Annotated in this window: 15 protein-coding genes and 1 pseudogene; 8 read left to right on the forward strand and 8 right to left on the reverse strand. The window is 66.3% G+C overall.

Annotation, left to right across the window (positions count from 1 at the left end; all coding sequences use genetic code 11):
- Window positions 1-3 precede the first annotated feature (3 nt).
- The 3 genes from ACRCUN_RS09100 to ACRCUN_RS09110 all read right to left on the reverse strand — a co-directional run bounded on the left by ACRCUN_RS09100 (window position 4) and on the right by ACRCUN_RS09110 (window position 3315).
- Window positions 4-1539 carry a Re/Si-specific NAD(P)(+) transhydrogenase subunit alpha gene (locus ACRCUN_RS09100; RefSeq protein WP_462141292.1) on the reverse strand — a complete coding sequence of 512 codons (1536 nt, stop codon included), beginning with the start codon at window positions 1537-1539 and terminating at the stop codon, window positions 4-6.
- Between the two features lie 109 nt (window positions 1540-1648).
- Window positions 1649-2656, reverse strand: coding sequence for a magnesium transporter CorA family protein (locus tag ACRCUN_RS09105; protein WP_462141293.1), 1008 nt, complete (start codon window positions 2654-2656; stop codon window positions 1649-1651).
- Entirely contained in the window at window positions 2653-3315 is a 663-nt protein-coding gene (locus tag ACRCUN_RS09110; RefSeq protein ID WP_462141294.1) for a TetR/AcrR family transcriptional regulator, read from the reverse strand. Before ACRCUN_RS09110 ends, ACRCUN_RS09105 begins: the two co-directional genes overlap by 4 nt.
- A 122-nt stretch (window positions 3316-3437) precedes the next feature.
- On the opposite strand from ACRCUN_RS09110, the gene ACRCUN_RS09115 reads away from it, so the two are divergent.
- From ACRCUN_RS09115 to ACRCUN_RS09135, 5 genes are all read left to right on the forward strand, one after another.
- Window positions 3438-4751, forward strand: a complete 1314-nt coding sequence (locus ACRCUN_RS09115) for a cytochrome P450 (RefSeq protein ID WP_462141295.1) — start codon at window positions 3438-3440, stop codon at window positions 4749-4751.
- A 20-nt stretch (window positions 4752-4771) separates the two neighbouring features.
- Window positions 4772-5386 carry a DUF3159 domain-containing protein gene (locus ACRCUN_RS09120; protein ID WP_462141296.1) on the forward strand — a complete coding sequence of 205 codons (615 nt, stop codon included), beginning with the start codon at window positions 4772-4774 and terminating at the stop codon, window positions 5384-5386.
- Between the two features lie 140 nt (window positions 5387-5526).
- The gene (locus ACRCUN_RS09125) at window positions 5527-6387 is read left to right on the forward strand and encodes an ABC transporter permease (RefSeq protein WP_462141297.1); all 861 of its coding nucleotides are present in this window, start codon (window positions 5527-5529) and stop codon (window positions 6385-6387) included.
- Window positions 6384-7427 carry a taurine ABC transporter substrate-binding protein gene (locus ACRCUN_RS09130; RefSeq protein WP_462141298.1) on the forward strand — a complete coding sequence of 348 codons (1044 nt, stop codon included), beginning with the start codon at window positions 6384-6386 and terminating at the stop codon, window positions 7425-7427. Before ACRCUN_RS09125 ends, ACRCUN_RS09130 begins: the two co-directional genes overlap by 4 nt.
- The gene (locus tag ACRCUN_RS09135) at window positions 7381-8196 is read left to right on the forward strand and encodes an ABC transporter ATP-binding protein (protein ID WP_462141299.1); all 816 of its coding nucleotides are present in this window, start codon (window positions 7381-7383) and stop codon (window positions 8194-8196) included. Before ACRCUN_RS09130 ends, ACRCUN_RS09135 begins: the two co-directional genes overlap by 47 nt.
- On the opposite strand, the gene ACRCUN_RS09140 is transcribed toward ACRCUN_RS09135, so the two are convergent.
- From ACRCUN_RS09140 to ACRCUN_RS09155, 4 genes and pseudogenes are all read right to left on the reverse strand, one after another.
- Complete coding sequence (locus ACRCUN_RS09140; RefSeq protein ID WP_462141300.1) at window positions 8147-8374, reverse strand: hypothetical protein; 228 nt, start codon at window positions 8372-8374, stop codon at window positions 8147-8149. The genes ACRCUN_RS09135 and ACRCUN_RS09140 overlap by 50 nt on opposite strands.
- 21 nt (window positions 8375-8395) lie before the next feature.
- Window positions 8396-9384, reverse strand: a pseudogene (locus ACRCUN_RS09145) (zinc-binding dehydrogenase).
- Window positions 9381-10058 carry a haloacid dehalogenase type II gene (locus tag ACRCUN_RS09150; RefSeq protein WP_462141301.1) on the reverse strand — a complete coding sequence of 226 codons (678 nt, stop codon included), beginning with the start codon at window positions 10056-10058 and terminating at the stop codon, window positions 9381-9383. The pseudogene ACRCUN_RS09145 and the gene ACRCUN_RS09150 overlap by 4 nt, the downstream one beginning before the upstream one ends.
- On the reverse strand, window positions 10055-10918 hold the full coding sequence (locus ACRCUN_RS09155; RefSeq protein ID WP_462141302.1) for an alpha/beta fold hydrolase: 864 nt from the start codon (window positions 10916-10918) through the stop codon (window positions 10055-10057). The genes ACRCUN_RS09150 and ACRCUN_RS09155 overlap by 4 nt, the downstream gene beginning before the upstream one ends.
- 86 nt (window positions 10919-11004) lie before the next feature.
- Between ACRCUN_RS09155 and ACRCUN_RS09160 the strand changes: the two genes are divergently transcribed.
- Window positions 11005-11535, forward strand: a complete 531-nt coding sequence (locus ACRCUN_RS09160) for a CGNR zinc finger domain-containing protein (protein WP_462141303.1) — start codon at window positions 11005-11007, stop codon at window positions 11533-11535.
- On the opposite strand, the gene ACRCUN_RS09165 is transcribed toward ACRCUN_RS09160, so the two are convergent.
- The gene (locus ACRCUN_RS09165; protein WP_462141304.1) at window positions 11520-11630 is read right to left on the reverse strand and encodes a hypothetical protein; all 111 of its coding nucleotides are present in this window, start codon (window positions 11628-11630) and stop codon (window positions 11520-11522) included. The two genes, ACRCUN_RS09160 and ACRCUN_RS09165, sit on opposite strands and share 16 nt — an antisense overlap.
- 114 nt (window positions 11631-11744) lie before the next feature.
- On the opposite strand from ACRCUN_RS09165, the gene ACRCUN_RS09170 reads away from it, so the two are divergent.
- Together ACRCUN_RS09170 and ACRCUN_RS09175 are read left to right on the forward strand one after the other, a co-directional pair.
- Window positions 11745-12428, forward strand: coding sequence for a TetR/AcrR family transcriptional regulator (locus ACRCUN_RS09170; RefSeq protein ID WP_462141305.1), 684 nt, complete (start codon window positions 11745-11747; stop codon window positions 12426-12428).
- Complete coding sequence (locus tag ACRCUN_RS09175; RefSeq protein ID WP_462141306.1) at window positions 12425-13198, forward strand: SDR family oxidoreductase; 774 nt, start codon at window positions 12425-12427, stop codon at window positions 13196-13198. The genes ACRCUN_RS09170 and ACRCUN_RS09175 overlap by 4 nt, the downstream gene beginning before the upstream one ends.
- Window position 13199 lies beyond the last annotated feature (1 nt).

The raw sequence follows: 13199 nt of genomic DNA on the forward strand, positions 1-13199 counted from the left end.
GGTCTAGCTCCTCGAGAACATGGCGAGCATGCGCCGCGTCACCGCGAAGCCGCCGAAGACGTTGATGGAGGCCAGCAGGATCGCCACGAAGGCCAGTGAGGTGATTGCGATATCGCCGTGGCCGATCTGCAGCAGCGCGCCGACGACGATGATTCCCGAGATCGCGTTGGTGACCGACATCAGCGGGGTGTGCAGGGCGTGGTGCACATTGCCGATGACGTAGTAGCCGATCACGATCGCGAGCGCGAACACGGTCAGGTGCACCTGCAGCGCCGCAGGCGAGATCGCGATGAGCGCGAAGATGACGGCCGCGACGGCGAAGGTGATGCCGAGGCGGCGCCCGGTGGACATCGGCCGCTTTTCTTCTTTGACGGCCGGGGCGGCGGCAGCCGGCTGTGCGGCCGGGGCGGCCGAGACCTGGACCGGTGGTGGCGGCCAGGTGGTCTGCCCGTCGCGTACGACGGTCACCGACCGTTGCACCACGTCGTCAAAGTCGAGGGTGAGCTGCCCGTCCTTTTCCGGCGTCAGCAGCTTGAGCAGATTCACCAGGTTGGTGCCGTACAGCTGCGAGGCCTGGGCGGGCAGGCGGCCGGCGAGGTCGGTGTAGCCGATGATCGTCACGCCGTTGTCGGTGACGATCGCCTGATCCTTGACCGTGCCCTCCACATTGCCGCCGTTGGCCGCGGCCATGTCCACGATCACGCTGCCCGGCTTCATCGACGCGACCATCTCGGCGGTGATGATGCGGGGCGCGGGCCTACCGGGGATCAGCGCGGTGGTGATGATGATGTCGACATCCTTGGCGAGCTCGGCGTACAGCTGCGCCTCACGGGCCTTGTAGTCCTCGCCCATTTCCTTGGCGTAGCCGGTGGCCGACACCTCGGCTGACGCCGGGTCGACGGACACATACTCCCCGCCCAGCGAAGCGACCTGATCGGCAACCTCGGGCCGCGGGTCGGTGGCCTTCACGATCGCACCGAGGCTGCCCGCGGCGCCGATCGCGGCCAGGCCGGCCACGCCGGCTCCGACGACGAGCACCTTGGCCGGGGGAACCTTGCCGGCGGCGGTCACCTGGCCGGTGAAGAACCGGCCGAACGTGTGGGCTGCCTCGACCACCGCGCGGTAACCCGCGATGTTGGCCATCGAAGACAGCACGTCAAGGGACTGGGCCCGCGAGATACGCGGCACCGCGTCCATGGCCAGCACCGTGATGGGGCGCGTCGACAACTTCTCGACCAGCTCGGGCTTGAGCGCGGGTGAGATGAGCCCGACGAGCGTCGCGCCGTCGCGCAGGCTGCCGATCTCGGCGTCGTCGGGCGCATTGACTTTCAGTACGACATCGGAGGCCCAGGTCTGATCGGACGTGCCGATGTCGGCGCCGGCCTCGACGTACGCGCCGTCGGCGAAACTGGAGGCGGCACCCGCGCCGGATTCGACTACGACCGTGTAGCCGAGTTTGATGAGTTGGCCGACGGTCTGTGGGGTGGCAGCGACGCGCGTCTCACCAGGCAGAGACTCGCGGGGTATCCCGATGATCATCGATTTTCGGTCCGATCTAGTTGGTTGGGCATTGAAGAGTCTTGCATTTGCTTCGCGATATTGCGCGTGCCCCCTCGTGCGGTAAGCGCCATGCTTACCAACTGAATCGCTACAGCCAGTCGCGCCGTTTGAACATCACGTACAGCAGGATGACGAGCACGACGATCAGCGCTGAACTGGCGATGAAGCCCACAACGGTGTTGATTCCCGGATAGGTGACGTTCTGCCCGTAGAAACCGGTGATGGCCGTGGGCACCGCGATGATCGCGGCCCAGCCGGTGAGCTTCTTCATCACGGTGTTCAACCGGGCGTCCTGCAACGAAAGGTTGGTCTCGAATACCGTCGTGACCATGTCGCGCAGGGATTCGGTCCACTCGGACGCCCGCAGTACGTGGTCGTAGAGATCGGCGTACAGCGGGTCGAGTTCGGGCGACATCTTGGCGTCCATCCGCCGGTGCTGAATCGTGCTGACCACCTCGCGCATCGGCAGCACGACGCGTCGCAACTCGACGAGGTCCTTGCGTAACCGGAACGTGCGCCGCTGCAGGCCGTGCTTGGGTCCGTCGTCGGCGAACAGTTCGTCCTCGAGCGATTCGATCGCGTCGTCGAGGGCTTGGACGGCTTCGAAATGCCCGTCCACGACGACATCGAGCAGGCCGTGCAAGAGCGCGCCGACGCCGTAGCGCTGCCCGCCGAGTTCATCGAAGCGCCGCGACACCTCGTCGATGTCGAACTCGCCCGCCGAAGCCTCCCCACTTGGAAGCCGGACGGTGATGAGCCCGCGCGGTAGGACGAACGCCGAGATGCGGTGTTTGATCAGGGCGGAGACGATGTCGCCGTTCGGTGTGCGGATGTCGACTGCATACACCGTGAAGAACGTATGTGTGTGGTACACAGACGCTTTCGTGCGTTCGTTCGGGGCAATGGCATCCTCGACCGCCCAGACATTGAGGCCGAGCTCGTCGGCGAGGCCGCGCAGCGTCTCGTGATCGGGGTCGTAGATGTCGGCCCACAGCAAGGTGTCGTCGTCGGCGAGGCAGTCCGAGATCGCCGAGAAGCTGAAGTGCTCGTCGTCGGGTTCACCGGCTCGCCAGATCCGGCCCTGCACCTGGGTCATCCGACGGTCACCATCGGCAATAGATAGGTGCGGACGTAGCCGCGGGTGTCCTCGATCGTCGCGAGCTTGATTCTGGTGTGCGGCGTGACGATGAACGACAACGTGAGTCGGGTGTGCAACTCGGCGACGGTGCGGATGTGACGCTCCTGTTCGGGCGTCGTCTCGGCGGTTCCGTAGAGGTCGCTACGCAGTTGCGCGGCGGAGTAGTCGGTCGCGAAGTCGACGATGGCGCCTGCGTCGATGGTTAGGCTCGGCAGGATGGTCTCGGGTTCGGTGCGCAGCAGTTTCTTGAGCAGCGCGTGCTCGCGCAGGAACGTCACCGTGAACACCGTTCCGTAGACCAGGCGATCCTCCAGCGATTCGGCGTGTGCACGAGCCTGTGCGCTGCCGTCGAGGTAGCGCCGCGCTTCCGACAGTACGAGGGCGTCGATCAGGGCGTCTTTGGTGGGGAAGCGCCGGTACAGCGTTGCGCGGCCGACTCCGCTGCGCTTGGCGACGTCCTCCATCGTGGTTCGCCGGATGCCGACGAGTTCGGCCTGTTCGAGGGTCGCGCTCAAGATCCGGGTGCTGATGGCGTCCGGTTCGCGCACGCGCGCAAGGACGTCGGGGTCAGGCTCGGCGAGCCGCCGCACGAAATCCGCTGTTCGTGTGGATGTCACCGAACTCCTCCTTGCCTGCTCGTGCTGTCCGCCGTAGCCTAACCATCGAAACAAGAGAGACGATGAGCGTCTAAATGTCTCAACGTCTCATCGTAACGAGCGTCGGGACAAGGGGAGGGCTTATGGGCATCGGACTGTGGACACGGTGGCTGGCATTGCACGCGGTACCGAGGTCCTTCATGACGGTCCAGGCGTGGCGGGGAAACCCCATGGCCCGGCTCATCGTCAATCACGGCCGGGGCAACGACCCCTACCCGGTCATGGAAGAGGTCAGGTCGCGGGGCCGGCTGATCCGCACGCCGTTCGTCTGGGTCACCGCCGACCATGCTCTGTGCCGGGAGATCTTGCGCGACAAGCGGTTCGGTGTCACCCCGCCGACCGGCATGGAGATGCCGCGGGCGCTGCGAATGCTGCTGGACCGTACCGACCCGGGCGTGGCCAACCCGGTCGAGCCGCCGGCCATGGTCATCGTCGACCCGCCCGACCACACCCGCTACCGCCAGTTGGTGGCACAGAGCTTCACCCCACGCGCGATCGAGACGCTCGACACGCGGGTGGCCGAGGTGACCGCAGAACTCATCGACAACCTCGGCGCGACACCTCGGCCCGATCTGATCGCCGATTACGCGGCGGCGCTTCCCGTCGCGATGATCGCCGAGATCCTCGGCCTGCCCGCGCAAACTCATGCCCGGCTTCTGGACTGGGGCCACCACGGTGCGCCGTTGTTGGACATCGGAATCCGGTGGAAGACCTACCGCAAGGCCATCGCCGGGCTCCGCGGCATCGACACCTATCTCAACGAGCACTTCCGTGAGGTCCGGGCCGGCGCTCCCAGCGACAACCCGTTCAGCCGGATGGCGGCGGACCACACGCTCACCGACCGCGAACTCACCGCGAACGCGGCACTGCTCATCGGGGCGGGCTTCGAAACCACCGTGAATCTCATCGGCAACGGCATCGTGCTGCTGTTGCAGCATCCCGACCAACTCGCGCTGCTGCGAGACCATCCCGACCTGTGGCCCGCCGCCGTCGACGAGATCCTGCGGATCGACAGCCCGGTGCAGATGACGGCTCGCACCGCACAGTCCGACATCGAAATCGGCGGACAGCGACTGCGGGCCGGTGACATGGTCGCCGTGCTGCTCGGTGGGGCCAATCGCGATCCCGTGGTGTTCGACGATCCGGCCCGCTTCGACATCACCCGCCCCAACGTTCGCGACCACCTTGCCTTCGCGTCCGGTATCCACGCCTGTCTCGGGGCCGCATTGGCCCGAATCGAAGGGACGACCGCGCTGCGCGCGCTGTTCGAGGCGTATCCGGACCTGCATCTGACCGAGACGCCGCAACGCCGCGGGCTCGTGAATCTGCACGGATACCTCCGGCTCCCCGCTCAACTGGGCAGCGCTCGCGTCGAGGCGGCCGAACTGTTTCGCTGAGCTAGGTACGCTCGGTGGACATGACGGACTCCCCGCTCGACGGACTGCTGGCCCGCGCGGGCGGCGTTCGCGGTCTGGTCTATTCGGCACTGCCCGTGACGACGTTCGCCCTGACTTCCGCGTTGTTCGGGCGCATCCCGGCGACCATCGCCGCTTTGACCACAGCCGCGCTCGTGCTGGGGTGGCAGCTTTTCCGCCGGGAGTCGACCCGGCCCGCGCTGTGGGGGTTCGCCGGTGTCGCGGTGTGCGCGGGTCTTGCGCTCGTCACCGGTCAGGCCAAGGACTTCTACCTGCCCGGCATCTGGATGTACTTCTTGATGGCGACGCTGTTCACGGTCTCGATCGTCGTCAGGCGACCGCTCGTCGGCGTCGTGTGGGCCTGGGTCACCGGGCGCGACGGCACGTGGCGGCGAATTCCCCGCGTACGGCTGGCCTTTGACGTGGTGACCGCCGTGATGGCGACGGTGTCCTGGTCGCGGTTCCTTGTGCAGTACTACCTCTACGACACCGACCAGGAGGGCCTGCTCGCGGTTGCCCGGATCGCGATGGGGTGGCCGCTGTTCCTCGTGACCACCGCGGCGATCCTGCTGGTCGTCCGTTACGCGATACGGACGTTGCCGCAGTCCGCGACATAAACTCACCGCGATTCCAGACCTTCTTCGCGGTCACTGCCGCCGGTACTAATACGCGGGTGAACACGACGCGGTCCGCTGACTCCTGCTGTCGCTGAAGCCGAACCTCCGCCCTCGCTTCAGCAACAGAAAGCCGGCCGTCCGTGTCTGTCTTCGTCGATATCGTCCCCACTGAGTCCCAGACGGACTCGCGGCCCGCCGCAACGCCAGGCAAGTGGCGCGCGTTGCTCACGAAAGCCGTACTGCCGCTGCTGTCGGTGGTCGTGTTCTTTGTCGTGTGGCAGCTCGTCGCGCTGGCCGGCATCTGGAATCAGACCTTCGTTCCGTACCCCAGCACCGTGTGGCGCGCGTTCATCGACGTGTCGACGACCCACGACGGCGTACGCGGCTACGGCGGCTATCTGTTGATCGAGCACCTGTACATGACACTGCGGCGCGTGCTGGCCGGTGTGGTCATCGGTGTAGTCGTCGGGGTGCTCCTCGGCCTGCTCATGGGCTCGGTGAGCTGGTTGCGCAGCGTGCTTGAGCCGTGGCTGACGTTCCTTCGCGCGCTGCCACCACTGGCGTACTTCTTCTTGCTCGTGATCTGGCTGGGCATCGACGAAGCCCCGAAGATCACGCTGCTGGCACTGGCCGCGTTGCCGCCTGCCGCCGTCGCCACCACCGCGGCCGTCGTCGCCGCACCCGTCGGGCTGCAGGAAGCAGCGCGCGCGCTCGGCGCCTCGCGCGCCCAGGTCATCCGCGACGTCGTGGTGCCGTCCGCCCTGCCCGAGACATTCACCGGCATTCGGCTGGCGGTCGGCATGGCGTACTCGTCGGTCGTCGCCGCCGAACTGTTCAACGGCATCCCCGGCATCGGCGGATTGGTCAAGGACGCAAGCAATTACAACAACACGCCGGTGGTCCTGGTCGGCATCTTCGCCATCGGGATCTCGGGCCTGGTGATCGATGGAGTTTTGCGAGCCGTCGAGCGGCGCGCTGTCCCATGGAGAGGAAAGATATGAAAATCAGGGCATTACTTGCCGCGGCCGCAGCCGCTACTTTCGCCCTGGCCGGCTGCGCGGTCGACAACTCCGGAAACGCCGCCGGAAATGACCCGGAGAAGCCCACGATTCGCATCGGCTACCAGTCCTTTCCAAGCGGCGACCTAGTCGTCAAGAACAACAAGTGGCTCGAAGAGGCGCTGCCCGATTACAACATCAAGTGGACCAAGTTCGACTCGGGTGCCGACGTCAACACGGCGTTCATCGCCAAGGAACTCGACTTCGGTGCGCTGGGCTCAAGCCCCGTCGCCCGCGGGCTGTCGGCTCCGCTCAACATTCCGTACAAGGTGGCGTTCGTCCTCGACGTGGCCGGTGACAACGAAGCGCTCGTGGCACGTAACGACAGCGGCATCAACACCATTGCCGATCTGCGTGGCAAGCGCGTCGCGACGCCGTTCGCGTCGACCGCGCATTACAGCCTGCTGGCTGCGCTGGCGCAGAACGGCTTGTCGCCCAGCGATGTTCAGCTCATCGACCTCCAGCCGCAGGCAATCCTGGCGGCCTGGGACCGCGGCGACATCGCCGCCGCTTACACCTGGCTGCCGACACTGGACCAGCTGCGCAAGACCGGCAAGGACCTGATCACCAGCAGGCAGCTCGCCAAGAACGGCAAGCCGACCCTCGACCTGGGCGTTGTGTCCGACGAGTTCGCCGCGGCGCATCCCGACGTCGTCGACACGTGGCGTGCGCAGGAGGCCCGCGCCCTCGATGTGATCAAGAACGACCCAGCCGCTGCCGCAAAGGCCATCGCCGCGGAGATCGGCCTGTCTCCGGAAGACGTTGAGGGACAACTCAAGCAGGGTGTGTACCTGACGCCGGCCGAGGTGGCGTCCGAGCCGTGGCTCGGGTCCGAGGGTGCGCCGGGCAACATCTCCGCCAACCTGCAGAGCGCATCGCAGTTCCTTGCCGATCAGAAGCAGATTCCGGCAGCGGCGCCGCTGAAGACATTCCAGGATGCGATCTACACGAAGGGTTTGCCGGGTGTCATCACCAAACAGTGATGCCAACGGCACTCTGCGGATTCGCAACGTCGCGCACCGGTACGGCCGCGGCGCGAATGAGGTGACCGCGCTCGGGCCGGTGAACCTCGAAGTCGAGCCGGGCGCGTTCCTGGTCCTGGTCGGAGCGTCGGGATGCGGCAAGAGCACATTGTTGCGATTGATCGCCGGTTTCGAAAGTCCTTCCGAGGGTGAGGTTCAGGTCGCGGGTACGCAACCGACGCCGGGTGTCACGTCGGGCGTCGTGTTCCAGCAGCCGCGGCTGTTCCCGTGGCGGACCGTGGGTGGCAACGTCGAACTCGCGCTCAAGTACGCCAAGGTGCCGCGTGAGCGGCGAGCCGAACGACGTGACCAGCTCCTTGAGCGCGTGGGGCTGGAAGGCACTGCGCGCCGCAAGATCTGGGAGATCAGCGGCGGCCAGCAGCAGCGCGTGGCGATCGCGCGAGCGCTGGCAGCCGAGACCCCGCTGTTCCTGCTCGATGAGCCGTTCGCGGCCCTCGATGCGCTCACGCGCGAGCGGCTGCAGGAGGACGTCCGTCAGGTGAGCGCGGAATCCGGGCGCACAACGGTTTTCGTCACCCACAGCGCCGACGAAGCGGCGTTTCTCGGCTCCCGGATCGTGGTGCTGACCCGGCGCCCCGGTAAGGTCGCCCTCGATCTGCCGGTCGAGCTGCCCCGCACCGGCGTCGACCCGCACGAACTGCGGCGCTCACCCGAATACCTCAGGCTTCGGGCTGAGGTGGGGGAGGCGGTGAAGGCGGCCGCGGCGTAGCCCCGGGCTCGTGCGGCGTGGGTTCGGTGCGCACACCCCAGAGGATGCGCCGGATCGGTTCTGGCGCACGCTTCGTGGCGTCCAGGATCCCGCACACGATGGGCCCGAGAGGTCCCCTGAACAGCGCCTCGTCAGAGGTGAGGTCGGCCGCGGTGATGTCCTTCTCGCGCCCGTCCACGAGTTCACACTACATGCGGCCTCAGTCGAGGACGACGACCATTTTCCCGCCGGCCTCGCCGGCTTCCATGACGCGGTGAGCCGGTTCACGTCGAACGAGAACACGCGCGACGGTGCCGCCTCCAGCCGGCCGTCGGCGACCTGGCGGGCGATGTCACCCAACGGCACGTCGGACAACGGGAAGCCGGGAGAGCCGAACACGAAGCTGCCGAAGAAGCTGAGGTTCACGCCGCTGGCCATCCGAAGCAGCGGGTTGAAGTCGGGTATGGGATCGAGCCCACCCAACCACCCTGCGAGGCATGCGGTTCCGCCCCGCCGCAGCATGTCCAGCGAGTCGAGGATCGTGCTGTTGCCGACGAGATCGAGTACAGCGTCGATCTCGCCCGATTCGGCGATGTGAGCGCTGAGATCAGGCACCTCCTTCTCGGCGCGCGCGGCGCCGAGGTTTTCGAGCGGGTCGAACCGATCAGGGTTGCGCGTGGTGGCGATGACGCGGGCACCTGCGCCGACGGCGAGCTTGACGGCGGCCTGTCCGAATGACGAGGTTGCGCCGCGGACCACCAGCGTCTGCCCGGATCGCAGGCCGATGTTGCGGAACAGGCAGGTCCAAGCGGTTGCGTAGGTTTCGGGCAACGCGGCGAGCGCCGCCCACGGCAGGTCGGACTCGATGAGCGCCACGTTGGCTGCTCGCACTCTGGTGTACTCGGCGTAACTTCCGTTGATGGTGCGGCCTAACCCACCCATGAGCGCAGCCACTTTCGCTCCGACGGGAAACTCGCCGCCCGGACACGAGTCGACGATGCCGACGCATTCGATACCGCTGACCTTGGCGGCTTCGGCCCATTCACCGCGCCGCATGTGCATCTCGGCGTGGTTGATGCCGAAACCCTTGATCTGGATGACGACATCACCGGCCCGCGGTTCGGGCTTCGGGATGTCGGTGTAGACCAGCCGGTCGAGGCCCCCGAAGCCGTCGAGGACGATCGCACGCATGGTTGATGTTGCAGTCATGACCGACCTTCCAGAATCGCGTTGAGGTGCAACAGATCTGTGGCGACCACGGTCGGCGGCGCCACCCCGGGCACGAGCAATGGCGCGTTGCCGGGTCGCGTGATCAGGGCTCCGCTGAAGCCAGCGGCCTGCGCCCCGAGGGTGTCCCACATGTGTGCGGCCACCATCATGCAGCTCGAGGGAGCGACACCCAGAGCGTCGGCGGCGCTGGTGTACAACACCGTCGACGGCTTGTAGACGCGGTGTTCGTCGACGCTGAACTGATGCTCGAAGAAGCCGGCCAAGCCGGCGTGCTCCAACGGTGTCGGGCCGTCTTGGTGCGGTGAATTGGTCAGCGTCGCGAGGCGAAACCCGTTGTCGCGGAGGCGCTGAAGTCCCTCGGCGACATCGGGATGGGCCGGCATTGCGCGCATACCGTCGGCAAGTCGGCGTAGATCCTCTTCGTCGATGGCGACGCCGCGAACTTCGGCGGTCATGCGGAGCACTGCTTGACCGAGTGAGAAGAAGTCGGTGTAGCCACCCGACAACGTGACGGCCATCGAGTACATGACCAACTGGCCGAACCATTCGCGCAGCATCGGGGGGTCGCCGAAGATCCGGTCGAAATGTGGTTGCAGCGAATCGATGTCGATGAGCGTCTCGTTGACATCGAACACCAGCACCTCGGGCTTCATCGGACCCGCCGCTGCAGGAACGCATCGATCAGCTCGGCCACTTCCGCGACGTGGGTTTCCAGCAGGAAGTGTCCGCCGTCGAGCAGGTGGATCTCGGCGTCGACGGCGTCCTTGCCGAATGCTCGCGCGCCGTCGGGCCCGAAAATCGGATCGCCCTGGCCCCAGACCGCGAGTACCGGAACCTTGCTGCTGCGCAGGTATTCGTGCAGTGCCGGGTAGAGCGGGGCGTTGGTCGCGTAGTCACGGAAGAGCTTGAGCTGGACCTCGTCGTTGCCGGGCCGGGCCAACTGCGCGGCGTCGTGTGTCCAGGTGTCGGGGCTGACCAGGCTCTCGTCGGAAACACCGGTCAGGTACTGCCATTTGATGCCGTCGACGTCGAGTGCGGTACGGACGCCGGCCTCGGTCTGTGGCGTCTGCTCGAGCTGGTAGTCCCACACGACGGTCCAGAAGCTCTCGACGAAGCCTTCGTCGTAGCCGTTGCCGTTCTGAGTCACGATCGCGGTGATGGCTTCCGGTCGGCGCAGCGCCAGCCGCCATCCGATGGGCGCACCGTAATCCTGGACGTAGACCGCGTAGCGGCTGACACCCAACTGGTCGAGCAGTCCTTCGGTGAGGTCGGCGAGGGCGTCGAAGGTGTAGTCGAACTCGCCGACCGTTGGGGCGTCCGAGTGTCCGAACCCGAGGTGGTCTGGTGCGATGACGTGGTAGCGCTCGGCCAACCGCGGGATGAGGTCGCGGAACATGAACGAGCTGGTGGGAAAGCCGTGGAGCAGCACGATCGCGGGCGCGTCGGGTGAGCCGGCCTCGCGGTAGTGCAGACGCTGCCCGTCGACGGTGGCGTAGCGGTGATGCACGGTCATTTCTAACTCCTCTGGTTGCTTTTACCGGTTAGCGACATTCAACGCCGATCCCGGGTAACCTGTCAATAGGAATTTGGAGGTTAGATATGGATCTGGTGGCGGTGAGTCCAGAGGATGAGACGCTGCTGCTCGATCTCCTCAACACCACGCCGGTGATGGAGGGTGTGCAGCACGACGTGCTCGACGCGCCGAAAACGGCCGCTGCCTGGCTCAAAGATCACGGGCTGACGCGCGACGAACTGGCGGATCTGATCACGGCCCGCAATGTTCTTCAGGCCGTGGTGCGTGGCACGCAGTCGCCGCGGGCGCTGAAGCCGTTCCTCGCCGCGGTCGCGTTGCGGCCGACGATGACGGCTGACGGCGTGACATGGAATTTGGCGGTCGATGGCGTCGCGCCCGGCGCGGTGCGCGCGGTGCTGGCCTGGGATGCGCTGCGGATCAACAGTCCGGGCCGGTTACGGCCGTGTGCGAACGACGAATGCCGGCTGTTCCTCATCGACCGGAGCAAGCCGAACACCGCGCGGTGGTGTTCGATGGCGATTTGCGGAAACCGCATGAAGGCGCGCAGGCACTACCAGCGCGCCAAGACAACCGAGCCGGATCAGACCGGCGGATAGGCCGGCGGCGGGTAAACGCCGCGCAGAGCCCACGGCAGCCACGAGAAGAAGAAATCACCCTCGTCGCTGAGGTCGTAGTCAGGATTCGGATCCATTCCGGCAGTCTAGACCGACTGTGCAAGATCAGAACAGAGATTGCCTACACTGTTCAACCAGCCAGTTGATTGATAGCCCCGGCATGCCCGGGCGAGGCCGATAGCGAGTGTCCTATGTCATCCGATGCAGACGCCGGTCGGGGCCGCACCGCGGCCGCGAACAACGGAACGTCCCGGCGCGACGAACTGCTGACCGTCGCCGCCAAGTTGTTCGCCGCGCGCGGCTACCACGGCACCCGGATGGACGACGTGGCGGAAGCCGTCGGCCTGAACAAGGCCACCGTCTATCACTACTACTCGAGCAAGTCGTTGATCCTCTACGACATCTACAAGAGCGCCGCCGATTTCACCGTAGAAGCGCTGCACGACGATCCGACGGCCACCGCGCGCGAGACGATCTACCACTTCACCCGCCGGTTGATGGTCGGTATCGCCAACGACCTCGAGCGCGCCGCGGTGTACTTCCAGGAGGGCCCCTACATCGCCGAGTGGTTCACCGAGGAACAGGTCGCCTACATCCGCCGTGCCGAAACCACGGTCTACGAGCATGTGCGTGACGTCATCGACCGCGGCATCGCCAGCGGCGAGTTCCACGACTGCGACTCGCATGTCCTGGCCCTCGGCTACATCGGGATGACGCTTGGCGCCTACCGCTGGCTGCGGCCGCATGGCAGGCGCACGGCCGAGGAGATCGCCGTCGAGTTCAGCACCGCACTGTTGCGCGGACTGATCCGCGATGAAGCCGTACGCACGGACTCCCCGCTCGGCATCGACATCGAGACCGGGCACCGGTCGTGAGCGATTTGTTCCGACTGGACGGCAAGGTCGCGGTGGTCACCGGCGGTGGCCGCGGTATCGGGCTGATGATGGCCCGCGGACTGCTGCAGGCCGGTGCGAGCGTCTATCTGTCGGGCCGCAAGGAGGCCGAACTCGACGCCGCGGTGTCCGAGCTGTCACCGCTCGGCCGTGTCGCGGCGGTGCCGGCCGATCTCGGGACCGCCGAGGGCGTTGCGGCGCTGACGGCGGCGGTCACCGGGCGCGAGGATGCGATCCACGCGCTGTTCAACAACGCCGGAGCCGCGTGGGGCGCCCCGTACGACGAGTTCCCGGAGTCGGGCTTCGACAAGATATACAACGTCAACGTCAAGGGCGTCTTCCTGCTCACCCGGGCGCTCACACCGCTGCTGAATGCCGGTGCGTCCGAACAGGATCCGGCACGCGTGATCAACACCGGGAGCATCGACGGCATTGTCGCGCCCGAGCGCGGACGCGACAACTTCTCCTACAGCGCAAGCAAGGCGGCGGTGCACATGCTGACCCGGCACCTCGCAGGCGAGCTCGCACCGAGGATCCTCGTGAACGCGATCGCGCCGGGCCTGTTCGAGTCGCGCATGACGAAGGAACTGCTGCGGGCCGGCTCAGATGCGGTGGGTTCGGCGTTGCCGCTCGGGCGCATCGGCAAGCCGGACGACATCGCGGGCATCGCGGTGTTCCTCGCGAGCCGGGCCAGCACCTACATCACCGGTGCGGTGATCCCGGTCGACGGCGGGGTCAGCACCATTCGCTGAA

This window comes from Mycobacterium venezuelense (assembly GCF_054919535.1).